Origin of the sequence: Lysinibacillus sp. NPDC097279 (genome assembly GCF_044761745.1) — a bacterium.
GTDB lineage: Bacteria > Bacillota > Bacilli > Bacillales_A > Planococcaceae > Lysinibacillus.
Window position 1 is genome coordinate 464,763 of record NZ_JBIWDA010000002.1, and the last position, 25,859, is coordinate 490,621.

Sequence of the window (25,859 nt, forward strand, 5' to 3'; positions counted from 1 at the left end):
GCAAATGGCTGTAAGAACAGGGCGTAAACGTCTAGGAGATTTACTAGTTGAATCGGGAGTTATTACGAATGAGCAGTTAGAATATGCTCTTACGACGAAAACAAAGGAAGAAAAGTTAGGGGATTTTCTTATTAAAGAAAATATCTTAACAGAGCAACAATTAATCGAGGTGCTAGAGTTTCAATTAGGCATTCCACATATTCATTTAAATCAATATTCAATAAGCCCTGATTTACTTCAACTTGTGCCCGCGGAGCTAGCAAAACGTGCAAATATTATTCCAATTCGACGAGAGAAAAACAAGCTATTTATCGCGATGGCTGACCCGATGGATTATTTTGCAATCGAAGAGGTCCGCATGGCAACGGGCTGTCAAATCGAAACAAGTATTGCCGCAAAAGATGATTTATATCGAACACTTACGAAATATTATGATTTACAAGAATCAATGGAAGCGGCATTGCAAGACATTGGGGCGACTGAAGAGGCACAAGTAGAAATCGAACGTGAAGATTCACCGATTGTGCGACTCGTCAATCAAATTATTGCCAATGGTGTTGCGCAACGGGCAAGTGATATTCACTTTGACCCACAAGAAACGGATTTACGGGTTCGTTATCGTGTAGACGGTGTGTTGAGAACGGAACGGTCTTTGCCTAAGCATATGCAAAATATTGTCTTAGCTCGTATTAAAATTATGGGTAACTTAAATATTACAGAAAATCGTATTCCGCAAGATGGACGTATTAAAACGAATGTCAATTTCAAGCCAGTGGATATTCGACTTTCTACGCTACCAACTGTTTATGGAGAAAAAGTTGTCATGCGTATTTTGGATTTAAGCAATGTCGCAAATTCAATAGATCAGCTTGGCTTTACAGAGCGTAACGAAGCATTTTTCCGTAAAATGATTGCGCATCCGAATGGCATTATGCTTATCACTGGTCCTACGGGTTCAGGTAAGTCTTCTACACTGTATGCTGCTTTAAGTAACTTGAACGAAGAGGGCGTCAATATTATTACAGTAGAAGATCCTGTGGAATATCAGCTCGACGGCATTAACCAAATCCAAGTGAAAGAAGAAGTTGGGCTAACATTTGCTACTGGATTACGTTCTATTTTGCGCCAAGACCCAGATATAGTAATGATTGGTGAAATACGAGATTTAGAGACTGCGCAAATTGCTGTGCGTGCGTCCTTAACAGGGCATTTAGTGTTAAGTACATTGCATACAAATAGTGCGGTAGAATCCATTTCACGTTTGCAGGACATGGGGGTAGAGCCGTTTTTACTATCATCCTCATTAGTCGGGATTATGGCACAACGGTTAGTACGCAAAGTATGTCGTGATTGTGGAGAAACATATGCATTTACGAATCACGAATTAGAAATCATGCAGAAAAACGGCATTGAAGGGGTAACACATGGCAGACGTGGAAGGGGCTGTCCTTCATGCAACCAAACGGGGTATCGCGGGCGTATGGCCATCCATGAAATTTTACCAATCGATCGGGCGATTAAAGATATGATTTTAAATCGTAGTGGAGATAGTGCTATTCGCGACTATATGAAACAAGAAGGCTATTACACGTTACTAGCAGATGGATTGTTAAAAGTGGTTGAAGGACAAACGACAACTTCTGAAGTATTACGTGTAGCAAATGCAGACTAGGATGTGAACCGAATGATGACAACATCAAGAAATATAGAAGAGCTATTGACACGTTCATTTGAGGAAAAGGCGTCAGATTTACATTTAACAAAAGGTATTCCTCCTGTATATCGCATCCATGGTCAGTTGGAGCATTACGGAACTGAACCACTTACTTCAGAAGAATTACAAACGATGGTGGAAGCTATTTTACCTGAACATAAACGACAAGAATTTCATACTAAAGGTGAAACAGATTTTAACTATTCATTGCCCGGGAAATGTCGTTTTCGTGTAAATGCCTATCATCAACGAAATGAAATGACAATCGCGGCACGTTTAATAGAAGCAAAAATTCCGTCCATTGAATCGTTAAATATGCCTCAAGTGTTGTATCAGCTTGCTGAAAAACCACAGGGACTTATTTTAGTAACAGGTCCTACAGGTTCTGGGAAATCGACAACACTAGCGGCGATGATTGACTACATTAATGAAACAAAATCAAAGCATATTATTACACTTGAAGACCCAATTGAGTATTTACATACACATAAAAAATCGGTCATCAATCAACGTGAAGTAGGAGTCGATACACAAAGCTTTGCCAATGGTTTGCGTGCTGCACTACGTCAGGACCCTGACATCATATTAGTCGGTGAGATGCGTGACTATGAAACGATTTCAACTGCTATTACAGCCGCTGAAACAGGTCACTTAGTGATGGCAACATTGCATACAAGTAGTGCGCCAACAACGATTGATCGTATTATTGATGTCTTTCCACCACATCAGCAAGGACAAATTCGTGTACAGTTAGCCAATGTGTTAGTAGGTATTATTTCGCAGCGTTTATTTATACGAAAAGATGCAAAGGGGCGAGTTGCAGCAACTGAAATTTTAGTACAAGCACCGTCTATTGCGAACTTAATCCGCAATGAAAAGGTCCATCAAATTCCAAGTGTCATGCAGACAAGCCGTGCGCTCGGCATGCATACATTGGAGTCCTCGATGCAGCAGTTAATTGCGATGGGGAAAATTTCACTCGAGGATGCAAGACCATATATGAATGCGGGTGAGTATCAGTGACCGTTTTTCGCTATAGCGGACGTACTAAAACTGGCACACAGAAAAAGGGAATTATTGATGCAATCAATAAAAAGGCAGCACTCGAAAAATTACGTGCGCAAGGTATTAATGCACGAGAACTAGAAGAGTCAAAAAGTCTTTTGCATAAAGAATTAAATTTCGGCGGTAAAGTGAAGCATCAAGATTTCGTTATTTATTGTCGGCAATATGCAACGCTTATCCGTGCTGGGGTGTCAATCGTTGAAGCTACACATATTTTAGGTGTGCAAACGAAAAGTAAGCCGCTTAAAAAGGCTTTGGAGCAAGTAGAAGAGGACATTCGAAGCGGTACTTCATTTTCAGATGCTGCGGCCAAACATCCAAAAGTTTTCCCAGTAATGTTCGTCAATATGATGCGTTCTGGAGAGGCGACGGGAAATGTTGATGATACTTTAGAGCGACTAGCAGGTACGTTAGAAAAGCAATTTAAAATAAAGAAAAAAGTGCAATCAGCATTAACTTATCCAGCTATTTTATCGGTGCTAACAATCGCAGTAGGGATGTTTTTAATGATTTTTATCGTTCCCACATTTATGGCAACTTTTGAGGATATGGATTTAGAAATGCCATTATTAACGGTAATTGTCGTTAGCGTGTCAGATTGGTTAGTTGAATTTTGGTATATAGTGATTGGTATTTTATTGTTAGCAGTCTTTCTCTTTAGGTATTTCTATAACCATAATAAGCTATTTCATTACAATGTGAATTATGTGGCACTACGAATCCCTGTATTCGGTGTACTAATGCAAAAAAATGTCATTGCTCGGATGACGAGAACATTATCATCTTTGTTCAGTAGTGCAGTGCCGATATTACATGCACTCACGATTGTTGAAAAAGTTGTAGGCAATCCAGTAGTAGGGAAGGTTGTTTTGGAGGCGCGGGAAAATCTCGAAAAGGGTGGTACATTATCAGAGCCATTAGAAAAAAGTTGGCTGTTTCCACCTTTAGTAACACAAATGACATCGATCGGTGAAACAACAGGTTCCCTCGATTACATGTTAGAGAAAATAGCTGATTTTTATGAGGACGAAGTCGATCGCTCGGTCGATACTTTAAAATCGTTAATCGAACCATTAATGATTCTCGTTTTAGCAGGGGTAGTTGGTGTAATTGTAGCAGCAATCTTCCTACCGATGTTCGCACTCTATGAAAGTATGTAAACAATCGAAAACTGAAAGGAGGTGATGGAGAAAAAAGCTAGGTCGTTTCGGGTGTACGTGTTTTCGCACTAATTATATTGAATTATTAAAGGAGGAACACATCGATGTTCAAAAAATTACTGAACAAAAAACTATTAAAAAACCAAAAAGGTTTAACACTTATCGAGTTACTAGCTGTAATCGTGATTTTAGCGATTGTTGCAGCCATTGCGATTCCTGCGATTGGGAATATTATTAACAATTCACGTGATAAAGCGACCGTGTCTGAGGCATTAAATTATATTTCAGGTGCTAAATTAGCGAAAATAGATGATGTTTGTGGAGAAGATAATTCCCCATGTACACAAAATACAACTGATATAGGCAAGTATATTGAAGGAATAGATGGTACTTTTTCAATCGAATTAGAGGGTAATGATTGGGTAATAACTTGGAGCAAATTCGATAAAATAAAAGATACTAAGAAATATAATTTTAATACAACAGATAAAATTAAAGAAACTGCATTAAAAAATAGTTTAGATAAAAAAGATACAACAGAAGAGAAAAAAGATTAACCCTCCCAACTCACTCAGAAGCGTAGCCAAAACTGCGCTTCTGGTTGGGAAATGGATGGTTAATTGTTTAGACACTTCATGCAGTCAAAAGGAGGCATCTTTTCACATGTTTAAAAAGAAAAAGAATTCGCATGTGTCGATTGAGATAAAGGATTATGTTTTGCGTGCGCTTGTGGCAAAAGGTGCTGATCCATCGCAGTGGAAGGGCTATGAGTTGCCATTGGCGCAAGGAATAGTCGAAGGTTCCATCATTAATGATGAAATCGCATTGTTTGAAATGATGAAAACGCATGTTGCTAAATGGGCAGGCAAAAAGCAAAATGCGCGTATTTTTGTGCCTGATACTTCTGTGTTGCTAAAAAGTTTTGAGCATCCGCATGATGTGGAGTCAAAAGAGTTGAAAAGCTACGCGGAAATGGAGCTTGGGCAAACGATACATTTACCATTTCACGAGCCCCTTATAGATGTTTATGATCCAACACCGAATGATGGGCAAGCAATGTTATTTGCGGCGCCATCAGAAGAAGTAAATAAAACGATTGGCTTGTTGCTCGATGTTTCGCTAGAACCGCAAGCTGCCGATATTCGAGCATTGTGTAATATTCGTCTATTAGAGCATATGAATTTACTTGAAATGGACAGAACTTATTTAATAGCAGATTGGTCGATAAACGAATTGTCGATTAGCATTTATTCGTATGGGCAACTAGAGTTTTTACGCTATCAATCGTTTGAGACAAATTTAGCAAAATGGCAACCAAAAGAACAGGAAGAGTTTAGCTACTCATTTCATTTAATCGATGATCAAGACAATTATCAATTGACACTAACGGATCAAATTCTTGAAATTGATCGTATTATGAACTTTTTTAAATTCTCGTTACATAAAGGTGAGAAAAGTGTAGATGATATTTTCCTTTTAGGCGATAATCCATTATTGCCTACGATTACTGAGTTTTTAAGTAATAATTTTACGATGCCTATTACTGTGTTAAATGATGACATGGTGCAAAAATCATTCCCTCAATTTTCAGAGAAGTTTGCGAGTCTCATAGGGCTGGCTTTGAAGGAGGTACACTGATGGTACCTGAAATAAACCTCTTACCGAATTTAGAAAAACAGAAATCAGCACCAATACTGTTATATATAGTTATTATTGTACTCGTTAGTATCGTTTTAGCATTCATGATAATTCAATATTTTCAGGCGAGAGGCGAGGTAGCGACATTAAATGCACAGGAAATAGAGCTGACGGCACAGCAAGAAAAACTACAAATTGAATTAGATGGTATACGGAATATGAACGCAGGCTCGCTTGAGCAATCGGTTCAATTTGTCCATCATGTCTCTTATCCTGTGACACCTTTAATTGATGAGACGCAAGTGTTGTTGCCAGAGCAGACATATTTACGCAATTATAAATTTAATGAAACAACTATAGAAATTACCGCAGATTTTGAAACGATGTCAGCTATTTCAAACTATCTTGATAGCCTAAACGTAAGCCCTTATTTCACGGATATTCAAGTTGGAACAATTGAAAATTTTGAGTTATCGATTGGAGAGCAAAACGAAAGTAATTCGAAAGATAAGTATCAGGAAATACCGCGTTATTCGGTAACCATCACGTTGGCAATTGATTTTATTTATTTGGCTGGAGGTAGAGAATCATGACAAGCAGCAAAAACTCAGCGATTCTTCTGCTTACCGCATTAATCGCAGCCCTGTTATTTGCACTCTATTACTATCTATTAACACCTAAATTGGAAGAGGTAGAGGCGAAGGAACGAGATGTTCGTGCACTGCAACAAGAAATTGCAACAATCCAGGAGCAAATTACGGCATTAGATACGGTACAGCAATCACATGGTGCAAGTGTGCTATCTTTGCGTAAAAAGGTACCTCAAACTCGTGCCATTGAAGGAGTCATCCGAAATATCGAAGAAATAGAAGCAGTAACAGGAACACGGGTTGAAGCTGTAGAATTTAATAATTATGATTCACTCGTGATGGACTCTTCGATTATTGACCCAAACTCGCCAGCAAATGAGGAGCAAGCGGTCACAGCACAACAACCTACTGAAAATAGCGAGCAAGCAGATAGTGAAGAAGGGGATAATGCATTACCAACCTCTACTATTGCTAAAGAATCATTACCAGCAGAGTTGAAGCTAGTGACATTTAGTATTGATGTCGTCGCTATTGATACGAAGACTATGCTTGAATTTTTAAAGGAAATTGAAAAAATTGAACGTGTGATGAAGATCGACACATTGGATATTACCTTAACTGGGGAAGAGGTTGTATTTGAGGAGGATGCAGATTCATCCATTAAAGCTACCGTTCAGGTAACAACCTTCTATTATGAGGGTGAACAATGATGTAATGGCGCGCATACTCCAACGTATGGGCGCTATGTTAGTTTAGGAGGCAATAAAAATGGAAATGGCTTATACAATACTAGTATTCGTATTTGGACTAGTTTTTGGATCGTTTTTTAATGTTGTAGGCTTACGTGTGCCGCTAAAGGAGTCGATTGTTAAGCCGCCATCGCATTGTACAAGCTGTCAAAGACAACTAACCGTAATTGATTTAGTGCCAGTTTTGTCTTATGTTTTTTTAGCAGGTAAATGTCGGCGTTGTGGGCAAAAAATTTCTTGGATTTATCCGCTAATGGAGTTGCTCACAGGCGTATTATTTGCCTTTTCATATTGGCAACTGGGCTTTAGTGAGGAGTTTGTCGTAGCGATACTATTCATTTCATTATTAATAATCCTTGTTGTATCGGATTTTGCATATATGCTTATTCCTGATAAAGTGCTGTTGTTTTTTTTACCTTTACTAGCTATTGGGCGTGTGCTATCACCATTAACGCCGTGGTGGGATAGTATCGTAGGTGCCGTTGTTGGCTTTGGCATATTATATTGTATTGCTGTTGTATCACGCGGTGGTATGGGTGGAGGCGATATTAAATTATTCTTTTTGCTTGGACTTGTACTTGGTACAATAAATACATTATTGACATTATTTGTAGCAGCGGTAATTGGTATGATAGTCGGCATAATCGTGCTTAAAGTACGACAACAAGGGCGAAAAACGCCGATTCCATTTGGACCATCGATTGCTTTAGCTGCAGTTATCGTGTATTTCTATGGGGATGTCATCATTGATTGGTATGTAGGATTATGGTAAGGGGGTATATGGATGAAACCGATTATTGGTATTACTGCATTTGCAGAGGATGATTTATCGTCAAGATTGAATATAGCCTATAGCAAAAGTGTTATTGAAGCTGGTGGCATTCCGCTTATTATTCCACTTGGGGTAGAGGAGGATGTAGCACAAATTTTATCGCTAACAGATGGCTTATTATTATCTGGTGGGCAAGATGTTCATCCATTTGAATTTGGCGCTGAGCCATTACCGAAGCTCGGACAAATACATCCAGAACGTGACAAGGTCGAGCTTGCTTTAATTCATGCGGCCTTTACGAGGAAAATGCCGATTTTGGGGATTTGCCGTGGCATGCAAATACTGAATGTTGCGTTAGGTGGAACTTTGTACCAAGATATTGATAGCGAATATCATAGTACTAAGCTGTTAAAACATACGCAACAAGCAGCTCGCGGTGTAGCGACCCATTATGTGCAAATAACACCTGATACGTTGTTACAATCAATTATCGAGGAAGAAAAAATTGCTGTGAATTCTTTTCATCATCAAGCTGTGAATGTATTAGCAGAAAAGCTAATCGTTGCAGCAAAATCGAGCGATGGTCTAATCGAAGCGTTCGTTCATGAAGAATACCCGTTTTGTTTAGCAGTACAGTGGCATCCTGAAGAACAAGCAATTGTAGGCGATTTAGCTGCACAGAAGCTTTTTGCCGCCTTCACTAGTGAGAGCTTAAAATATAAAAGAGAAGCGTGAGTGCTTCTCTTTTTTGTTTGCTAAGTATGAGAATGCCTTAATGTACACGGCGATATAAGCCGACAACTTGTCCTAAAATCGAAACTTGGTCTACAATTATTGGTTCCATTGTAGCGTTTTCTGGTTGTAAGCGGAAATGATTTCTTTCCTTAAAGAAGCGTTTAACGGTTGCCTCATCCTCTTCTGTCATTGCGACAACAATATCACCGTTATCAGCTGTAGCTTTTTGTTTGACGATGACTAAATCTCCATCAAAAATGCCCGCCTCGATCATCGATTCTCCCATAATTTCTAACATAAATAGCTGATCTTCACTAGTACCGTAAATATCAGGTAAAGGGAAATATTCGTCGATATTTTCGATGGCTGTAATAGGTGATCCAGCTGTCACTTTACCAACAAGCGGTACGTGGATGACACTTTGCTTTTGAATCGAATCTTCTGGTTCTAAAATTTCAATGGCACGTGGCTTAGTAGGATCACGTCGAATAAAGCCCTTTTGCTCTAAACGAGCTAAATGTCCATGAACCGTTGAACTTGATGCAAGTCCAACTGCCTCACCAATTTCACGTACAGATGGCGGATAACCTTTTGCACGTACTTCTTCTTTGATAAACGCTAGTATATCCTCTTGTCTTTTCGAAACTTTTTTCATGATTGCTCACCTCTTTTTTTATATTATTCTTCTTACTATCTTCTTACTAGATAGTATAGCAGAATGCGAACACTTATGCAAACATAGGTTCGAAAAGTGTTTGACAAAAACGTCTGTTCGCTTTATCATAAGAACATACATTCCGAACAAACATTCTAAAAAGGGGTTATGATGAATGAATTGGTTTAAAAAAAATACACATATTTCAATTTTATTAGGCGCATTTTTACTATTTGCAGGTTATCTTGTGATAACTGATCCTGGAGACATTACTTACACTGAAATTAATATCGAACATGGCGATAGCTTATGGTCGTTAGCAGAGCAATACCGTGGTAAAATGGGTACGGATGACTGGATAAAACTTGTGAAAGCCGAGAACGAATTACATAGCGTGAAAATAGTTGCAGGAAAATCACTCGTTATACCAGTAGTGGGTGACAATAAGATACCCACCAATTCAATTGAAATTGCGAGAAGTGAAAGATGATGAATAAACAAAAAACGGCAGTTATTTACTGCCGTGTGAGTACCGAAAAAGAGACACAAAGTTCTTCATTGGAGCGACAACAAGAGGAATTACTGCGGTATGCTAAAGAACAAAGCTACGATGTGAAAAATGTTTTTTTGGATAAGCATAGTGGGTATGATGTTGAGCGCGAAGGATTGCTTGAAATGCTCGATTTTATTAAAGAAAAAGAAATAGATGCATTATTTGTGCAGGATGAAACACGTTTAGGGCGTGGTAATGCACGAATGGCTGTACTTCATTTATTGCAAAAAACGGAAACAGATGTTTTTTCCATGCGTGATGCAGGGCCAGTACAATTAAATGAGATGGATACGATGTTACTCGAAATTTTAGCGATTGTTGAGGAATATCAACGTAAAATCCATAATGCGAAAATTCGTCGTGGCATGCGCCGTGCAGTAGAAAATGGCTATCGTCCTGAAAACAACCTTTCCAATCGCGGCAATCCGAATGGTCAGGAGCGTAAGGAAGTGCCAATAGAAGAAATTGTGAAGCTTCGCAATCGGGGCTTTACTTATGAGGAAATTGCTACGACACTTAGAGGTCTTGGCTTCGATGTAAGTAAAGCAACCGTACATAGGCGATATCAAGAATATCAAGAAAGGTTAGCGGGCGATTAATTTGCACTGCTAATCTTTTTTTATGGGTAAAAACGCTCCTGAATATGATAGATAGTATGAATTAATTTTCCATTAAAGCTAGCCATTCTTCTTGTAAAATAGCGTAATAGTATTCATCCCACCAATCGTCACCATATGGAATACATTTTTTAAAGTATCCTTCACGGCGCATACCGATTTTCTCCATCACACGGTAGGAGGCAATATTTTCGGGCTGGCAAGTTGCAATAATTCTATGAAGCTTCATTGTGGTAAACCCGTAATCCAATAGGGCGTGCGCTGCTTCTGAAGCGTAGCCTTGACGATAATATGCAGGATTCAACACCCATCCAATTTCATATGTATGCTCGCCAAAGTAGGGATGGAAAACTAGATGCCCAATGACTTGTGACTGATCATGCAAAACAATAGCAAAATGCTGTGCTTGCTCACCGCTATTATCAGTTATAAATTTTTGTACCTGCTCTTCAGAGAGAACACCTTCAGGCATGTAGTGCATTACCGTTTTATCGGACATATAGCTATAAACCGCTTGCAAATCATGTGCTTCAAATTTGCGGATATGTAATCGCTTAGTTGTAATGTTCACCTTATTTCCTCCAGTAAATTGTATATTTTTTTCCTTGTATAATTAGTTATACACGACTAACATCTGGAATTCATGTAAATTATGGCTAAGAAGTGTTTTTAAGGGTTGGTATAACTGCATTTTAAGGGAAACCATGCTATACTTTGCATACTGAAGTAATAAAGGTATTGAAAGGTGTGTAACAATGTTATCAAAAGAAAAAATTAACCGAATTAATGAATTAGCAGCAAAAGCGAAAGCAGGCAATTTAACTGAGGAAGAGGCGAAAGAGCGCACTTCTCTTCGCAAAGAATATTTAGATACATTTAGAGCGTCAATGCGTGATACGATTGAAAATGTTAAAATTGTTGATGAAGAAGGTAATGACGTTACACCTGAAAAGGTGAAACAAGCGAAAAAAAATAAATTCTTAAATTAATATGTCACATTTAACCGAGCGCTAGAAAAGTGAATTTTCTATTGTTATAGCTAGATAATATTCGTTGTTCGTTCTTACATTTTTAATTGCAAGTTACAGAATGATGATAAAGTATGACATAAATCTTAAATAGTATAACAAAAGCATTGTTTTCTAAGACAATGTTGACTAAACTGTAGTAGAACAATATATAGGACGAGAAAGGATGTCACAACATAATGACTCAACATGCGGATCAACTAGCGATTAATGCTATCCGAACATTGTCAATTGATGCAATTGAAAAAGCAAATTCAGGTCACCCAGGCTTACCGATGGGGGCAGCGCCAATGGCTTACACGCTTTGGACAAAACAACTTCGCCACAATCCGGCTAATCCAAAGTGGTATAACCGCGATCGTTTCGTACTTTCAGCAGGTCACGGCTCTATGCTTTTATATAGCCTACTTCACCTTGGAGGTTACGGCCTTCCAATGGAAGAAATTCAAAACTTCCGTCAATGGGATTCATTAACTCCAGGACATCCAGAATACGGTCATACTGTTGGAGTAGAGGCAACTACAGGTCCTCTTGGACAAGGTATTGCCATGTCAGTTGGTATGGCAATGGCAGAGCGTCATTTAGCAGCTACTTATAATAAACAAGGACATGATATTGTCGATCACTATACATTTGCACTTTGTGGCGATGGTGACTTAATGGAAGGTGTTGCAGCTGAAGCCATTTCATTAGCTGGTCACTTAAAACTTGAAAAATTAATCGTCTTATACGATTCAAACGATATTTCATTAGATGGTGATTTAGAAAAATCATTCTCTGAAAACGTACAAAAACGCTTTGAGTCATATGGCTGGAACTATTTAAAGGTTGCTGACGGTACAGATGTAGATGCTGTGAACAAAGCAATCGAGGAAGCGAAAAAATCTACTGGCAAACCAACACTGATTGAAGTGAAAACAGTTATCGGTTTCGGTTCACCGAACAAATCAGGTAAATCTGATTCTCACGGCGCGCCACTAGGTACAGATGAAGTTGTATTAACAAAAGCAGCATACGAATGGGCACATGAGCCATTCCAAATCCCTGCTGAAGTATACGATACGTTCAATGCAGCCGCTGAAGTGCAAGGGGCACAATCAGAAGCAGCTTGGAATACGAAATTTGAAGCATACAAAGCGGAATTCCCTGAATTAGCAGCTCAATTCGAAAATGCAATGAATGGTAAGCTACCAGAAGATTTTGCAGCAGAATTACCAGTATATGAAGCAGGTAAATCTGTAGCAACACGTTCATCTTCAGGTGATGCAATTAATGCGATTGCAAAGAAAACACCATCATTCTTCGGTGGTTCAGCAGACCTTGCAGGCTCAAACAAAACAACGATGAAGGGCGCAGGCGATTTCTCAGCAGACGATTATGCTGGTCGCAATATTTGGTTCGGTGTGCGTGAATTTGCAATGGGCGCAGCAATGAACGGTATGGCACTTCACGGTGGTCTAAACGTCTTTGGCGGAACATTCTTTGTATTCTCAGATTACGTTCGTCCTGCTGTACGTCTTTCTGCATTAATGGGTCTTCCTGTAACATATGTATTCACACATGACTCAATTGCTGTAGGGGAAGATGGACCGACGCATGAACCAATCGAACATTTAGCTTCATTACGTGCAATGCCAAATCTTTCTGTTGTTCGCCCAGCAGATGCGAATGAATCTGCAGTTGCATGGGAGCTTGCTGTATCTTCTGAAAACACACCAACTGTGTTAGTATTATCTCGTCAAAACTTACCAGTGCTTGACGCGTCAATCGAAACAGTTCGTGAAGGTGTTACAAAAGGTGCTTACACAGTATCACCTGCTTCTAAAGAAGTAGCAGATGCAATTATTATTGCAACAGGTTCTGAAGTTTCACTTGCTATCGAAGCACAAAAAGCATTAAAAGCTGATGGTATGGATGTAGCAGTTGTGTCAATGCCATCAATGGATCGCTTCGAAAAACAAGATGCAGCATATAAAGAATCCGTTCTTCCGAAAGCTGTCACTAAACGTCTTGCAATCGAAATGGGTGCATCATTCGGTTGGCATAAATACACTGGCTTCGAAGGAGACGTTCTTGCTATCGACAAGTTCGGCGCTTCTGCACCAGGTGAATTAGTAATGGAAAAATACGGTTTCACAGTAGAAAATGTTGTAGCGAAAGTAAAAGCGCTATAAGATTAGCTTTCATAAAAAAACGCAATGCTCTAAGGGAGCACTGCGGCCAGACTGTAGACAAACTCGGAAATTTTCGAGATTGTCTACAGTCCTTTTTTTATTTAAAATATTGATATAGTCGACTACCATTGTTGATTTCCGTTGCGGGAGGTGCTAATTTTTGCAGCAATGAATATAAAAAAGCTTGCTACATGTACATAGCAAGCCGCTTAACTGAAAGAGTGTTCTTGATGACCTATATTCAATTCGTCAAAAAATATATTTAGTGTCTTTGAAAAAGTGAAAAGAGCAACAGTCTGAGGGTAGCAAAAGCTACGGAATTTTATTTAATTATTCTTTTATACTGAAGACCAGTATAAAAGCTTCCATACCAATTGCTCGCATAAGATACAGCATAAGTTGCAGTAAATACTGCATCAAGTATGAAAATATTATTTAAAGACAGTGATAAAAGTGAAAGCACAAGTAAACAAAAAGTACACCACGTATATAGTGGTGTACTTTTTGTTTGACTTTAAAATGTATCGGAATAGCATCTATTGTTATTGCGATATAAAATGTTCTTGTAAATAACTTACAAATTTAGGGTTTGTCAATTCGCTTTTTCTAGTACAAATAAATAAACTTTGCTTAATCTCTACATTTTTTATAAAGATAGGGGCCAATTTCCTCGTTTCTATGCTGTTTGTTACGCTAAGAAGTGGGGCGAGGACAATACCATAGCCAGCTTCTACAGCCTTTAAAGATTCAAATAGCCCTTGCATTTGTAAGCCAATCTTAGGCAATGGACAATTTTGAGCATAAAAAACAGCCTCTAATAAATCGCGTGTCGAACTTCCTTTTTCGCGATAAATTAATTCTTCCTTGGATAATGCACTTAACGAGACACTTTGATTAGCTAATGGATGTGATGGATGGGCAATAAATGCAAATTCGATTTCCATTAATTTTTCAAAATAAAGATCTTCGTGTCCTATATTACTTTGTACAACAAATCCGAAGTCTGCTTCGTAATTTCGAATTTTATCTTCCACTGATTTTACATTTCCTAGTGATACGTAAAATTCTACACCAGGATACATTAATTTGTAATTTGCGATATATTCAGGTAGGACATAATTAATCGGAATGTAAGAAGTCGCAATATGAATTTTTTCTTCTTTTGCGACAAATGCTTTCAGCTTATCCTCAATTTCGGCTTCTAAGTGGAACAAGCGTTGTCCTTGTTCATAAACAAAGCGCCCTTCTTCTGTTAATTGAATTCCTCGTCCTTTACTTTTCGTTAGTTGCAAACCCAACTCTTTTTCTAAATTACGAATTTGGATTGTCACAGCAGGTTGGCTTAACCGTAATTCATTTGCTGCAGCCGTTATGCTCCCTAAATCTGCAACTTTTGTGAAAATTCTTAGTGCATGTAAATTCATTGTTATCACCATATTATAAATTTTTTTTATGATTAGGAAAAAAATATATATTTGTTTTATGTAAATTATAGCAGTAATTTAGAAAGAGAGGTGAGCGAAATGGTAATTTTCTTAAATGAATGGTTTTCAGTAAATGGATTGATGTTATTTTCTATCGGAATAATTGCCGCGATGATTGGTGTTATGTTTGGGGCAGCGGGCTTTGTCTTACTCCCAGCAATGTTATTAGTTGGTGTACCAATTCATGCTACGGTGGCAGTGAATAAGTTCGCAACAGGGATTTCTTCATTTACAAATGTCCTGACACTATTATTTAAAAAAGACATTTCTCTCAAAGAGATGTTGCCATTTATGTTGATGGCATGTTTTGGGGGAGTTACTGGTGCATTTTTAGCAACACGATTGTCCGAACAAATAATGAATATTATGGCTTGTATTATTCTTACTTTTTCCTTTTTTATTGTGCTAAAAAATAATAAAAAGCTAGGGATGGTTACAGAAGGCAATCAGGAAAAAAAGCCATCATCCATCACGCCATTTTTTATTAGTATGTATGATGGTGGTTTTGGTCCAGGCTCAGCATTAATGAATATTATGTATTTTATTAAGAGGCAACATAGCTATGTAAAGGCAGTTGAATTAACGCGTTTCGTGATGTTTTCCAGTTGTATGAGCGCTTTTGTATTTTATTATCTTTTTGGCATTGTCGATTGGGGGATTGCGATTCCAGTTACGGCTGGTTCGATTTTGGGCTCTCATGTAGGAATGAGAATGGTGCAATATATTAAGGTGAAATGGCTTCAAATTACACTGCCTGCTATCTTTCTTTTGTTGATTGCACAAGTTGTGCGGGATTTATTGTTCTAAATTATATGTAAAAAAAGGATAACTGAATCAAATGTTCAGTTATCCTTTAATTGCCGATAGAACCTGATGAATCGCCACTATAAGCACTTAAATCGCCACAAAAACAGCACCTACAGTTATTTTGCCAAACCATTTTGGAAGGCGTAGACGACGGCTTGTGTACGATCTTGAACATCTAATTTGGCTAAAATATTGCTGACATGGGTTTTCACCGTTTTTAATGCGATGTATAAGTCATCGGCGATTTCTTGATTTGCTTTGCCCTTTGCCATTAATAGAAGAACTTCCATTTCTCGGTCTGTTAATTGCTCATAAAGCGGTGTGCTTGAACCGTAGCGCATACGGTGCATCATTTTAGAAGTAACTTCTGGCTCTAATACCGTCTGGCCGCCGATGGTTTTACGGATGGCGTCAGCAATTTGCTTAGCGTTGGATGTTTTTAAAATATAGCTAATTGCACCAGCCTCCAAAGCTGGATAAACTTTATCATCATCTAAAAAGCTTGTGACCATCATGATTTTTGCTTCTGGCCATGATTCTAATATTTTGGCAGTTGCTTCGGCGCCTGTCATGACAGGCATGACATTGTCCATTAAAATAATATCGGGGCGAAGGGCAAGGGCTCGTTCTACAGCCTCTACACCATTTTCCGCTTCGCCAACAACCGTAATATCAGGCTGTGCTGACAAGTAGGCAGATACGCCAATTCGGACCATCTCATGGTCATCCACTATTAGTACTTGTATCAACTTCAACAACCTCCTTCTGTAGGGGAACTTTTACCTCTACAATCGTACCTTCTTCAGGTACAGAAACAATTTTATACGTACAGCCAATTTCAACTGCTCGCTCGGCGATATTTTGTAGTCCATAGGAAGTCGATTTGTCTGCTTCCACATCAAAGCCGAGGCCATTATCTTGTATCCGTAAAATCGCCAAATCATCTCGTGCAACAAGCAATAATTCAACCTCAGTTGCCTTTGAGTGGCGCAACGTATTTGATAAAGCTTCCTGCGCAATGCGGAATAAGTGATCTTCTTCTGCCTTTGATAAAGATATTTCTTCTAGCTCATATTCAATATGAAAATAAACTTTTTGTTGAAGCTCAATAATTAATTCCTCTAAGCCTTGGGCAAGAGTTTTATTGTGTAAGGCAACAGGGCGTAAATGTAATAATAATGCGCGCATTTCAAGCTGTGCCTGCTGTACAACTTTTTCTACTTGCTTTAAGCTTTTAGCATTTTCATCGCTTTCTGTTAAGGCAGAAAGTAACATCGAAGCGGCAAATAATTGCTGTGAAACGGAGTCGTGCAGTTCACGTGCAAGACGTTGTCGTTCGGCAATAATACGCTCTTGGATCACTTTATCGTTCGCTTCAGCGCGTTCATTGGAAAGACGCTGTAAGCTTTTTCGTTGTGTATCAATTAGCTCGCTCGTTTGCACAAGTGCTTTTTTTAGTGGCTTCGGTAGTGCCTGTTTTTTAGGAAGTACAAAATCAGGCTCGACTAACTCCTTCACAAAGCGGGTAGCTTGTGCTTCGCGCGCTCGAGCTGTCATACTAATCCAGCATGAAATGATAAAACTAAGTGCAAATAGACTTATTAAAATAACGCCACCTAACGGGATATTATCATAGTTTTGTTGCCATAAAGGCTGCCACACTTCTTCATTTGGTTCGCCCCAGACAGCAAAGAGAAGGCCGAATGCTGCCCCAATTAATATAAAAAATAAAGTAAAAACTCGCGAAAGAAATGCAATCATTTACGTAGCACCTCCAAATCTCCTAGCCATGTAGCAACATGAATAACGAGGGTACGCTTTGCATCTTCAGGGTTGCCATCTGAGAACACAATACTTTCATTCATGAGCCGCTGTGGACTACCTTGGAGACATGTAAAATCTCCAAATAACGTCGTGTAGTGTAATCGAAACGGAATTTCATAAGGAACATAAATTTGTACTTTGCCAATTCCTTGTCGAATGGTAACTAGACTCGGGCCAGCAGGTAAAATCGTTTGGGTTGTATCAATCGTAATGTCACCAGCAAGACGTTGAATTTGCACATCTTGCCATTTATAGGCATCTACAGGTGCAGGTATTGTACCAAATAGTTCATTTTTGCTGGCTGGTAGCTTTTCGAATTCTAAAGTAACGATTTTCGGTTCATTTTCTCGTTGTAAGTATTGATAGAGCATGTATAAGAGCAAGATAACGATAAATAGGCGCAAACTCCACATCGTAAAGAGGGAGATGGCGATAAAGAAAATCCCAGTCCATTTTAAAAATCGGATGTTTTTCGAAAAGCTTAAATAGAGCAAAATAGCCCCAATGATTAAACAAAAAGCACCACCATTATTGAAAATTGTGAGCTCTACAAAAACGAGTAAAAAGAAGCATAGTACCCAAAATGTAAGTTTATTTGTTGTAAAGTTTTGCAAGAGGGTCACCCTTCTTTCTACTAAATTAAATTCCGAGAAATATTAGAATTCTAGTCATGTGCTTCTACCATCGTTTTAATGGCATTCGGTATTATATTAGCATCGAGGGCATTCGGATAATGAGCAGAATGTTCTAATGTAATAAACTGTTTACCATTTGGTGCATCTATAAATTCATAATATTGTTGTGCCAATTCATAATTAGTCTGTTTATCGTATTTACCTTGAATAAAATATACAGGGACATCAATACGTTTGGTAGACTCAAAAAAGTTCGTCTCTAAAATTTCTTTCTTTAGTTCAGTGCTTTTTACTAAACTAAATTGTGGACCTGAAATAAATGCTTTATATAAATCATGTAGTGAGTAATCAGGGGAAGTAAACGCCCCTTTTATTAAATTAATGACATTCACTTTTTTGATTGTATCATCATCATAATTCATGCCTTTATATTGATTGATAAGATCGCTAAATTGATCTTCCTCGTCTGCAAAATACGGTCCTTTTCCTAAAGTCTCTAATACTTGCAGTGTTTTTTTATCATCATTCGCAATAGCTTCACTTTTTAACCAATGATAACCAAGTTCTTGCCCCTTACTACTATTCGTTAATTGAGAGATACCCATATAGGCGTAAATTTTTTCAGGATAGTGAGCAACTAATTGAGTTCCAATTACTGTACCAAATGATTGACCAATGATAAATATTTTTTCTTGATGATAAGTTTCTCTAATATAATCAACGATAACATTTGCATCATCTGTGAATTGACGAAGGTTCATTGTAGAAATAGATAATTCCTTGTTATAACTTTTACCTGAACCTCTTTGATCATAATACACAGCCACACAGTTATCGGTTATTTCCGAATACAATGTTCGAGCGCTGACGCCATATGGGAAAGGAGAGCCAGGACCACCATGTAAAAATAAACAAAATGGTTTATTCTTATCTTTCCCTTCAACTAATAGAAACTGTCTGTCTCCATTTACATTTACTTCTTTTAGCTCACTAATCCCGCCATTATCTATTAGTTCACTACTTTTTTGTTTAATGTGTTGTTGTGCGATAAAACGATAACTACATAATAGGAAGGTTATAAATAGAAGTATAAGAAAAGTAAAAATACATATAGTAATCAATAGATTAAACCGTTTCCTTTTTTTATTCTTTTTCATGAATCATTATCCTTTATCTCTTTTTATTCCCCCTATGCTCAAAGAAATGGGATGCTTCAATAATTGAGGCATCCCTTATTTCTTTTCATTATAACATGTTATTTCTTTTCAATGAGTAGGGGTGAAGTAGCTTCTGTTGAATTTTTTTCTAGTGCGGCAAGGCGTGCCTCAAAAGTTGTTACCTCATGATCTTTGTCGATACGGTAAGCAAGCTTATCGATATAAGATTCTAAATCCTCGAAATTAGCTTTATTGTTGTTGGCAAGCATACCGTCCATTTGATGGTGCGCACGCGTAACATTTTCTTTCCCCATTAGCTGTAATTGACGAACTTTCATATCTTTAATTTTATGCTTCATTGTTTCAAATTTACGCTCTAACTCAAAGTATTCTTGCGTGCTCGCCTCAATGCTCGCCTGCAACGTATGATTGCGAGTTGTATAAGCTGCTACTTCGTCAGATGCGAAATCGATTAAGTCTTGTTCGCCACTACCTAATGCTAATTGCAGTTGCGCTTCACGTTTAGCTAGTAATTCGGCATTTTGTTTAAGCTCAAGTTCCATTTTTTCTTTTAGCTTACCTTGACGTTCTAATAATTTGCCTGTTTGCTCTGTTTGCTTCTCTGCCTCGCGAATATATTGATTTAACATAGCGATAGGATTTTTTTGTTCCTTTTTATCAAATACTTGATGTAAATCAGCCTCAATTGTGTATCTAAAACGTTGAAATAAGTTCATTAGTAAATCGCTCCTTTTATTTTGTTAAATTTGACCATTCTTTTTCGAAGTTAGTAAACGGGTCTTCTTCTTTCGCTTCCACTGTTGGGATTTTAACGTCTTCCCCATTCCATTTTTTATAGATAACATAAATAATGGCGATTGCTGCAAGACCAATCATTGCTGGAATATTAGAAACAGCTGAAAGCACACCAATTAATCCAACAGTAAACCAAATGATTTTTGCAAATGTCGATTTACTGCCAATGTAGAAATGCATGCCTAGTGCAACGAGTACACCTGAAAATAATAAGCCTGTAATTGGGCCGATTAAGGCAAGTGCAACACATGCTGCAATAATACCTCCAGTTAGTAAAAGAAATTTTTTCATATGTTTTAGCTCCTTTCGTTTGTACCTTTATGTTACCTGTTTGAAAGATCATCTAAAACGGACTGGAAATGGATTTTCATCTAGGTCTTGAGGCTGAGCCATTTTTTTATAAGCTGAAACTAGAAGCTTTTCGACAAAAATAGAAGATGGTTACCTCCTTCGTTTGACAAATTAACATGTTCCAATCCGCTATACTTACGTTAAAGAAACTGAGCGAAGGGGGATTTCTGGTGAGAACCTATTCCATATATAAAATAAAAGAAGAGCATTTAACGTTTATTTTCGGCAGAGAGCGTAAGTTATTAGAAATGATGCAGGGCTGTGAAGATGCCAATGAGAAATCCTTAAAAGAACTCGCGTATATATGTGAAACTGTCCGCTTCGATGAAATTGCTGCAATGCTAGAAGCACAGCTAGATTCTAAATATGCTCATTTAGAACGAGCGCGGAATGCTTTATTTTTAGAGCATCCGATAAAAGGGAAGATGGCGATTTATTTAGTAGATCGTAAAATCTGTGTCTATTGTGAAGGCTCACGAATGCTTGATTTGGATTTATTTCAAATGCTAGCAAAAATGAGTGAGCGTTTTATTGCCTTTAATAAACAAGATAATGAGTGTGGTTGGTTAAAGCCGATGAAGTATACAATGCACTAGGATTTTTCACTATAATATATAGTAACACGCTAGTATTTGGTGTATAATGGAGCGTGGAGAGTTTTTTTCTCGGTATATTGTAGTGGAGGAGGTTGGTTGTATGCCTACATGGGGCTGGATTATTATTGTAATTATCGCATTAGCAGCTGGTGCAGCACTTGGTTTCTACTTTGCACGTCAAGCTATGATGAAATATTTAAAAGAAAACCCACCAATTAACGAACAAATGATTCGAATGATGATGGCACAAATGGGTCGTACGCCGTCTGAAAAGCAAGTACGCCAAATGATGACTCAAATGAACAAATTCCAGAAATAATTGGAATTTTTAAGGAGCAACTGGTTTAGTAAACTGGTTGCTTTTTTCGTTGTTGTTTGAATGAATCGGTACATTCTTATGTACAGCACATTTTTGAAAATAATTACAATTCCATGGAATGTTGATTATAATGTAAGTATAGTAGAAAGGGGATGGGCACATGGTTTTCCGTGCAAAAGTAGACATGTTTTTGTTAATACTCATCTTTTTAGTCGTTTCAATAATGGGTACAATCCCGCTGCTTTCTTTATATAAAGAATTACCTTTCCCCGTTTTATTGATTATTGTCGTGATTTTTATTATTGCTGCAGCATTTGTATGGTGGTATGGCACGTCGATACAATATGTTTTCTATAAAGAGTATTTATTAATTAAAGGTGGACTATTTAAACGTCGTATTCCTTATCAACATATAACGAAAGTTTCACCAACAACAGAAAATACCACTGGCTATAAAAGTACGATATATGATAAAGCCATCGAATTATGTTTGGAATCTACATCCTTTGGAAGTATCAAGATTTTACCAGAGGACAAATTAGCATTTATAGAGGAGTTGAAAAAACGCTGTCCTAATTTGCAAATACAAAACTTTGAGTAACAGTGTACACTAAAGTCTTTTGCTTGATGGATACTATATATATGAAAACATTCGTAAATGAAAGAGGGAAGAGTGATGAAGACTAGTGCAGATGTTTTAATCGTCATCGATTTACAAAATGGGGTTTGTTACAGTAACGAGCATTTATTTGAATTGCAAAATTTACTGACGAAAGTAAATGATCGCATTGCTTTATATCGAGCATTACATAAACCAATTATTTTTGTTCAACATTGTGATGAAGAATTAGTACCTGAAGAGGAACTATGGGCTATTCATGAAAATCTAAATGTGCAAGAACAAGATTATTTTGTAAGAAAAGAACACGCCAATTCTTTTTACAAAACGAACTTAAAAATGATTTTAGACGAGTTAGCTATACAACGTATTGAATTTTGTGGTGCCCAAACAGAATATTGTATGGATGCTACGATTAAATTTGCACATGGCTTGGGATACGAAAACTTTATGGTACGTAAAGCGACTTCTACTGTAAATAATCCATTTATGTCGGCAAGTAAGACGATTGATTTTTATGAAAATATTTGGAACAACAGATTTTTGAAAATGATAGAAGATGAATCGTAAATGCAAAGGGGATGGTGACAACGATGAATTTTTTCTTTCAGTTTGTTGTAGTGTTACTCATTGTTACTTTCCTACATTTTATCAATCAATTGCTATTGATGAAAAAGAATGATTATCAAATCCATTGGAAGTCTATGACGATACTACTGACAATTAGCTTGATTGTGACAGTGCTCCTAAACGTATCTGCCCATTCTATGGAATATAGATAGCAACAAGAAAAGGAAGGTAGAAGAACTCGGTTTATACAAGTTCTTCTACCTTTTGAACATTAGAAAGACTAAGCCTGATTTAACCAGCTAATAGCACTATGCACAACGACCGCTACCCCTAATGGAATAACACCTTCGTCTAAAATAATATTAGGGTTGTGTAATGGGTAGTTGTTGTCACCTAACCCATTGGAGCCTGCCCACATAAACATTGTTGGCACTTGCTGGCTAATGTAAGAGAAATCTTCTGTGCCAGCTAATGGTTCAGCGTCCACTTGTAAATGATTTTCGCCAACAATTTCTTGTACAAAAGGTACGATTTGTTCGCACAGTGCTTCATTATTATAAAGTGATGGCGTAGAGATAGTCTTTAATTCATATGTTCCACGCATCATTTTCACTGTCGCATCTATAATTTGTTGAACTCGATTAAATAGATGATCCCTAACTTCTGGTTTGAAAGAGCGTAATGTAGCCTCTAACTGTGCTGTATCTGGAATAATATTGGCTACTGTGCCGCCACCCATTTTACCAATAACGAGGACAGCTCTTTCTTTAGGATCGATTTCCTTGCTAACTAGTGTATTCATTTGATTGTAAATCGCATTGACAATCATTAATGGATCAATGGCATTTTGCGGCTCAGAGCTGTGTCCACCTTTACCTTGCACTTTTAGAAAGAAGCCATCTAATGATGAAGCGGCGATGCCTGGTTTGTAGCCAAATTTCCCTACTTCTAAATCTGGCGTGACATGGAGGGCAAGGGCAGCATCGACTTTTGGATGTTCGAGTAAGCCATTTTCTATCATATCTTTTGCACCAAGACCAATTTCCTCGGCGGGCTGGAACATTATTTTGACAGTACCTTTGATATCTTTTTCTTTCTCTTTTAGAAGCTTTGCAGCGCCGAGCATGAACGTCGTATGGATGTCATGGCCGCAAGTATGCGCTAATCCATTTGTTGATTTAAACGGTAAATCCGTGTTTTCCTCCATCGGTAATGCGTCCATATCGCCTCTTAGTAAAATTGTTTTCCCGTTGCCATTACCAATCGTCACAACAAGCCCCGCTTGCCCTACTTTTTGAGGTGTTAGGCCCATAGAAAGTAATGTTTTTTCAACGTAAGCGACTGTATTTGGTAGATCGAATCCAATCTCTGGATGTTGATGTAGATGTCTACGATGCTGAATGAATTCTTCTTGAAAATGTTCCGCCATTAGTAATGTTTCATGTTTCGTCATATGAATACACCTCTCTAGTCTAATGAATATTCTATATCTGAAGTCGTATTAACTTTAGGTTTTGTTTTAATGGCAATGACAAACAATGCAAATAAAACGATTGAAAGTACAATTAAGACATTTAACAGTAATCCATAGGAATGATTAATATTATAAATGGCTCCAGAAACTATTGGTGTCAGTGCAGCGCCTAATGAGGAGAATAATGACACAATCCCGAATTTCGCGCTATATTCTTTTTCCCCAAATAGTGATGAAGTTAAGTAAGCAGGTGTAACTGTAACGGCCGTCGCCCCAAATCCAGTAAATATCGTATACAGGATACCAGGTATTAATAGGTCGCCTCTCATTAAAAATAAAAAGCTTACTAAACCAGAGCCACAAATAATAAGTAATGTCGTAATAGTACCCAACTTATCATATAAGCGACCGACTAATAACTTTCCGATAATTACCATTGCTGAACCTAAAGAGAGTAATAATGCAGCATGTTGAGGTGTGCCACCAATATCCTTTAAATAAGGTGCAAGGTTAATGATCATCCCATTGACGACAACACCACCGACAACAATTGCCGCACAAAGTGCCCAAAATGATACAGATCTAAGTGCTTCTCTTTGTGAAAGCCCTTCTACTGATTGTGAAGGTGTCGCAATATTTTTTATTTCACCTAGTGGAACGAGCCCTTTATCTGCAGGCTTAAGTCGAATAACAAACAAGGCCATAGGTATGATTAACACAAACATTGAAATACCCGTAATGAGGTAAGCACTTCTCCAACCGTAATCTGTAATAAGCCAGTTTAAAATAGGGCTAAGAATGACACCGCCAAGCCCACTCCCAGCTAGTGCAATCCCTAAACATAATCCACGCTTTTCGTTAAACCAATTTGTAATTAATACTGGTGCAGGAATAAGTGCAGCTCCAGCCAAAGAAGCCCCCATTAGCACTGCGAATAAGTAAAAGTGCATCGCAGTCGTCGCAAATGAAAATCCTACATAGGAAATGGTGCCAAGCGTCGTAAATATCGTCAAATAAAGACGAATGTCCATTTTCCTCATTACTTTTCCAGCAATCGGGCAAAAAACCATTGATACTAAAGCCATAATCGTATAATACGTCATAAATTCAGTTCGTCCAATGCCCAATTCTTCCGTTACTGGGACAGTATAAAGTGACACTAAATTAATAATTGGTGCATATAAAAATGTCATAATCATGACACATGCCACTACAATCCACCAACCATAAAAGATGCCTTTTTTCTCTTGTTGAGTAGTCATATTGGTTTCCTCCGTTTTTACTTAGTAATCGGGGCATTCCGCTAGTAGATTAGTGACGTTGAATCCGTTTTCAATTATCTCTAACATAATAAATGGCGATACCGACGATTGTTTCATCACGCTTTCTAATTCATTAAAAAGTAATGATGGGGAGTTTTGGAGGTTGTATTGATCATAAGTATTTTAAAGCCCTAAGACCTGTAGATACATCATTTTCAAATGTACAAGCTCCATCTTCCTTCTCATTTAACGCTTACGAGGTTAGCTGACGGATTCGGGCCTTTGAGTAGCCCTACCTTAACAAGGATTCACCCCTTGGATTGAATGTTCATCCAAAAAATTTGGTTCCCCCGCATCCATTGGTTTCAGCGATCTAGAAAGTTGAAACTGCTATGATACTACTATTACAAGAAAAGTTAGTAAATACAGAAAATTTTTTTGACAAATTAGAAGAAAAATTTTTTTACTTAATAAAACCTTTTATCAATAGGGTAT

General features: G+C 37.8%; 30 protein-coding genes and 1 riboswitch. Of the genes, 19 read left to right on the top strand and 11 right to left on the bottom strand.

Annotated features, from left to right (window positions below; all coding sequences use genetic code 11):
- Nucleotides 1–4 precede the first annotated feature (4 nt).
- The 9 genes from ACIQ1H_RS12340 (at nucleotide 5) to ACIQ1H_RS12380 (ending at nucleotide 8,423) form a co-directional block, all read left to right on the top strand.
- Nucleotides 5–1,672, top strand: a complete 1,668-nt coding sequence (locus tag ACIQ1H_RS12340; protein ID WP_402889099.1) for a GspE/PulE family protein — start codon at nucleotides 5–7, stop codon at nucleotides 1,670–1,672.
- 15 nt (nucleotides 1,673–1,687) lie between these two features.
- On the top strand, nucleotides 1,688–2,737 hold the full coding sequence (locus ACIQ1H_RS12345) for a type IV pilus twitching motility protein PilT (RefSeq protein ID WP_402889498.1): 1,050 nt from the start codon (nucleotides 1,688–1,690) through the stop codon (nucleotides 2,735–2,737).
- Nucleotides 2,734–3,939, top strand: a complete 1,206-nt coding sequence (locus tag ACIQ1H_RS12350) for a type II secretion system F family protein (protein WP_173478215.1) — start codon at nucleotides 2,734–2,736, stop codon at nucleotides 3,937–3,939. The genes ACIQ1H_RS12345 and ACIQ1H_RS12350 overlap by 4 nt, the downstream gene beginning before the upstream one ends.
- 104 nt (nucleotides 3,940–4,043) lie before the next feature.
- Nucleotides 4,044–4,496, top strand: coding sequence for a prepilin-type N-terminal cleavage/methylation domain-containing protein (locus tag ACIQ1H_RS12355; protein ID WP_402889102.1), 453 nt, complete (start codon nucleotides 4,044–4,046; stop codon nucleotides 4,494–4,496).
- A 106-nt stretch (nucleotides 4,497–4,602) separates the two neighbouring features.
- Nucleotides 4,603–5,577 carry a type IV pilus biogenesis protein PilM gene (pilM, locus tag ACIQ1H_RS12360; RefSeq protein ID WP_173478217.1) on the top strand — a complete coding sequence of 325 codons (975 nt, stop codon included), beginning with the start codon at nucleotides 4,603–4,605 and terminating at the stop codon, nucleotides 5,575–5,577.
- On the top strand, nucleotides 5,577–6,170 hold the full coding sequence (locus ACIQ1H_RS12365) for a PilN domain-containing protein (RefSeq protein ID WP_402889104.1): 594 nt from the start codon (nucleotides 5,577–5,579) through the stop codon (nucleotides 6,168–6,170). Before pilM ends, ACIQ1H_RS12365 begins: the two co-directional genes overlap by 1 nt.
- A complete protein-coding gene (locus ACIQ1H_RS12370) occupies nucleotides 6,167–6,877 on the top strand; it encodes a potassium transporter (RefSeq protein WP_402889105.1) in 711 nt (236 codons plus the stop codon). The genes ACIQ1H_RS12365 and ACIQ1H_RS12370 overlap by 4 nt, the downstream gene beginning before the upstream one ends.
- A gap of 58 nt (nucleotides 6,878–6,935) precedes the next feature.
- The gene (locus ACIQ1H_RS12375) at nucleotides 6,936–7,688 is read left to right on the top strand and encodes a prepilin peptidase (protein WP_402889107.1); all 753 of its coding nucleotides are present in this window, start codon (nucleotides 6,936–6,938) and stop codon (nucleotides 7,686–7,688) included.
- A 12-nt stretch (nucleotides 7,689–7,700) separates the two neighbouring features.
- Complete coding sequence (locus ACIQ1H_RS12380; protein ID WP_402889108.1) at nucleotides 7,701–8,423, top strand: gamma-glutamyl-gamma-aminobutyrate hydrolase family protein; 723 nt, start codon at nucleotides 7,701–7,703, stop codon at nucleotides 8,421–8,423.
- A gap of 37 nt (nucleotides 8,424–8,460) precedes the next feature.
- On the opposite strand, the gene lexA is transcribed toward ACIQ1H_RS12380, so the two are convergent.
- A complete protein-coding gene (lexA, locus tag ACIQ1H_RS12385; RefSeq protein ID WP_173478222.1) occupies nucleotides 8,461–9,078 on the bottom strand; it encodes a transcriptional repressor LexA in 618 nt (205 codons plus the stop codon).
- Nucleotides 9,079–9,253: 175 nt separating this feature from the next.
- Here lexA and yneA point away from each other — a divergent pair, with 175 nt between their 5' ends.
- Both yneA and ACIQ1H_RS12395 read left to right on the top strand, forming a co-directional pair.
- The gene (yneA, locus tag ACIQ1H_RS12390; RefSeq protein WP_173478223.1) at nucleotides 9,254–9,568 is read left to right on the top strand and encodes a cell division suppressor protein YneA; all 315 of its coding nucleotides are present in this window, start codon (nucleotides 9,254–9,256) and stop codon (nucleotides 9,566–9,568) included.
- Nucleotides 9,565–10,230, top strand: coding sequence for a YneB family resolvase-like protein (locus tag ACIQ1H_RS12395; protein WP_402889111.1), 666 nt, complete (start codon nucleotides 9,565–9,567; stop codon nucleotides 10,228–10,230). The genes yneA and ACIQ1H_RS12395 overlap by 4 nt, the downstream gene beginning before the upstream one ends.
- A 61-nt stretch (nucleotides 10,231–10,291) precedes the next feature.
- Here the strand turns inward: ACIQ1H_RS12395 and ACIQ1H_RS12400 are convergent, their stop codons facing one another.
- Nucleotides 10,292–10,819, bottom strand: a complete 528-nt coding sequence (locus ACIQ1H_RS12400; protein WP_402889113.1) for a GNAT family N-acetyltransferase — start codon at nucleotides 10,817–10,819, stop codon at nucleotides 10,292–10,294.
- Nucleotides 10,820–11,003: 184 nt separating this feature from the next.
- On the opposite strand from ACIQ1H_RS12400, the gene ACIQ1H_RS12405 reads away from it, so the two are divergent.
- Nucleotides 11,004–11,237 carry a DUF896 domain-containing protein gene (locus tag ACIQ1H_RS12405; RefSeq protein WP_173478226.1) on the top strand — a complete coding sequence of 78 codons (234 nt, stop codon included), beginning with the start codon at nucleotides 11,004–11,006 and terminating at the stop codon, nucleotides 11,235–11,237.
- A 218-nt stretch (nucleotides 11,238–11,455) separates the two neighbouring features.
- Nucleotides 11,456–13,450, top strand: coding sequence for a transketolase (gene tkt / locus ACIQ1H_RS12410; protein ID WP_402889115.1), 1,995 nt, complete (start codon nucleotides 11,456–11,458; stop codon nucleotides 13,448–13,450).
- A 542-nt stretch (nucleotides 13,451–13,992) separates the two neighbouring features.
- Here the strand turns inward: tkt and ACIQ1H_RS12415 are convergent.
- On the bottom strand, nucleotides 13,993–14,874 hold the full coding sequence (locus tag ACIQ1H_RS12415) for a LysR family transcriptional regulator (RefSeq protein ID WP_402889117.1): 882 nt from the start codon (nucleotides 14,872–14,874) through the stop codon (nucleotides 13,993–13,995).
- A 99-nt stretch (nucleotides 14,875–14,973) separates the two neighbouring features.
- Between ACIQ1H_RS12415 and ACIQ1H_RS12420 the strand changes: the two genes are divergently transcribed.
- The gene (locus ACIQ1H_RS12420; RefSeq protein ID WP_402889118.1) at nucleotides 14,974–15,741 is read left to right on the top strand and encodes a sulfite exporter TauE/SafE family protein; all 768 of its coding nucleotides are present in this window, start codon (nucleotides 14,974–14,976) and stop codon (nucleotides 15,739–15,741) included.
- A gap of 116 nt (nucleotides 15,742–15,857) precedes the next feature.
- Here the strand turns inward: ACIQ1H_RS12420 and ACIQ1H_RS12425 are convergent, their stop codons facing one another.
- The 6 genes from ACIQ1H_RS12425 to ACIQ1H_RS12450 form a co-directional block, all read right to left on the bottom strand.
- On the bottom strand, nucleotides 15,858–16,490 hold the full coding sequence (locus ACIQ1H_RS12425; RefSeq protein ID WP_402889120.1) for a response regulator transcription factor: 633 nt from the start codon (nucleotides 16,488–16,490) through the stop codon (nucleotides 15,858–15,860).
- Nucleotides 16,465–17,502 (bottom strand): sensor histidine kinase, encoded by a 1,038-nt coding sequence (locus tag ACIQ1H_RS12430; RefSeq protein WP_402889122.1) that lies wholly within the window; start codon nucleotides 17,500–17,502, stop codon nucleotides 16,465–16,467. The genes ACIQ1H_RS12425 and ACIQ1H_RS12430 overlap by 26 nt, the downstream gene beginning before the upstream one ends.
- On the bottom strand, nucleotides 17,499–18,179 hold the full coding sequence (gene liaF, locus ACIQ1H_RS12435) for a cell wall-active antibiotics response protein LiaF (RefSeq protein WP_402889124.1): 681 nt from the start codon (nucleotides 18,177–18,179) through the stop codon (nucleotides 17,499–17,501). The genes ACIQ1H_RS12430 and liaF overlap by 4 nt, the downstream gene beginning before the upstream one ends.
- Nucleotides 18,180–18,229: 50 nt before the next feature.
- Nucleotides 18,230–19,357 (bottom strand): alpha/beta fold hydrolase, encoded by a 1,128-nt coding sequence (locus ACIQ1H_RS12440; protein WP_402889126.1) that lies wholly within the window; start codon nucleotides 19,355–19,357, stop codon nucleotides 18,230–18,232.
- 98 nt (nucleotides 19,358–19,455) lie between these two features.
- Entirely contained in the window at nucleotides 19,456–20,094 is a 639-nt protein-coding gene (locus ACIQ1H_RS12445; protein ID WP_402889128.1) for a PspA/IM30 family protein, read from the bottom strand.
- Between the two features lie 16 nt (nucleotides 20,095–20,110).
- A complete protein-coding gene (locus ACIQ1H_RS12450) occupies nucleotides 20,111–20,464 on the bottom strand; it encodes a lmo0954 family membrane protein (protein ID WP_173478237.1) in 354 nt (117 codons plus the stop codon).
- A 230-nt stretch (nucleotides 20,465–20,694) separates the two neighbouring features.
- Here ACIQ1H_RS12450 and sirA point away from each other — a divergent pair, with 230 nt between their 5' ends.
- The 5 genes from sirA (at nucleotide 20,695) to ACIQ1H_RS12475 (ending at nucleotide 22,840) form a co-directional block, all read left to right on the top strand.
- On the top strand, nucleotides 20,695–21,120 hold the full coding sequence (sirA, locus tag ACIQ1H_RS12455) for a sporulation inhibitor of replication protein SirA (protein WP_173478238.1): 426 nt from the start codon (nucleotides 20,695–20,697) through the stop codon (nucleotides 21,118–21,120).
- 100 nt (nucleotides 21,121–21,220) lie between these two features.
- Nucleotides 21,221–21,439 carry a YneF family protein gene (locus ACIQ1H_RS12460; RefSeq protein ID WP_024361518.1) on the top strand — a complete coding sequence of 73 codons (219 nt, stop codon included), beginning with the start codon at nucleotides 21,221–21,223 and terminating at the stop codon, nucleotides 21,437–21,439.
- Between the two features lie 160 nt (nucleotides 21,440–21,599).
- The gene (locus tag ACIQ1H_RS12465; RefSeq protein WP_402889130.1) at nucleotides 21,600–22,040 is read left to right on the top strand and encodes a PH domain-containing protein; all 441 of its coding nucleotides are present in this window, start codon (nucleotides 21,600–21,602) and stop codon (nucleotides 22,038–22,040) included.
- A 75-nt stretch (nucleotides 22,041–22,115) separates the two neighbouring features.
- Nucleotides 22,116–22,628, top strand: coding sequence for a cysteine hydrolase family protein (locus ACIQ1H_RS12470; protein ID WP_402889131.1), 513 nt, complete (start codon nucleotides 22,116–22,118; stop codon nucleotides 22,626–22,628).
- Nucleotides 22,629–22,651: 23 nt separating this feature from the next.
- A complete protein-coding gene (locus ACIQ1H_RS12475; protein WP_402889133.1) occupies nucleotides 22,652–22,840 on the top strand; it encodes a hypothetical protein in 189 nt (62 codons plus the stop codon).
- 68 nt (nucleotides 22,841–22,908) lie between these two features.
- Here the strand turns inward: ACIQ1H_RS12475 and ACIQ1H_RS12480 are convergent, their stop codons facing one another.
- Nucleotides 22,909–24,081: a M20 metallopeptidase family protein gene (locus tag ACIQ1H_RS12480; RefSeq protein WP_402889135.1), complete on the bottom strand. Its 1,173-nt coding sequence runs from the start codon at nucleotides 24,079–24,081 to the stop codon at nucleotides 22,909–22,911.
- A gap of 14 nt (nucleotides 24,082–24,095) precedes the next feature.
- Nucleotides 24,096–25,364 (bottom strand): MFS transporter, encoded by a 1,269-nt coding sequence (locus ACIQ1H_RS12485; RefSeq protein ID WP_402889137.1) that lies wholly within the window; start codon nucleotides 25,362–25,364, stop codon nucleotides 24,096–24,098.
- Between the two features lie 234 nt (nucleotides 25,365–25,598).
- A riboswitch (cyclic di-AMP (ydaO/yuaA leader) is annotated at nucleotides 25,599–25,745 on the bottom strand.
- Between the last annotated feature and the right edge of the window lie 114 nt (nucleotides 25,746–25,859).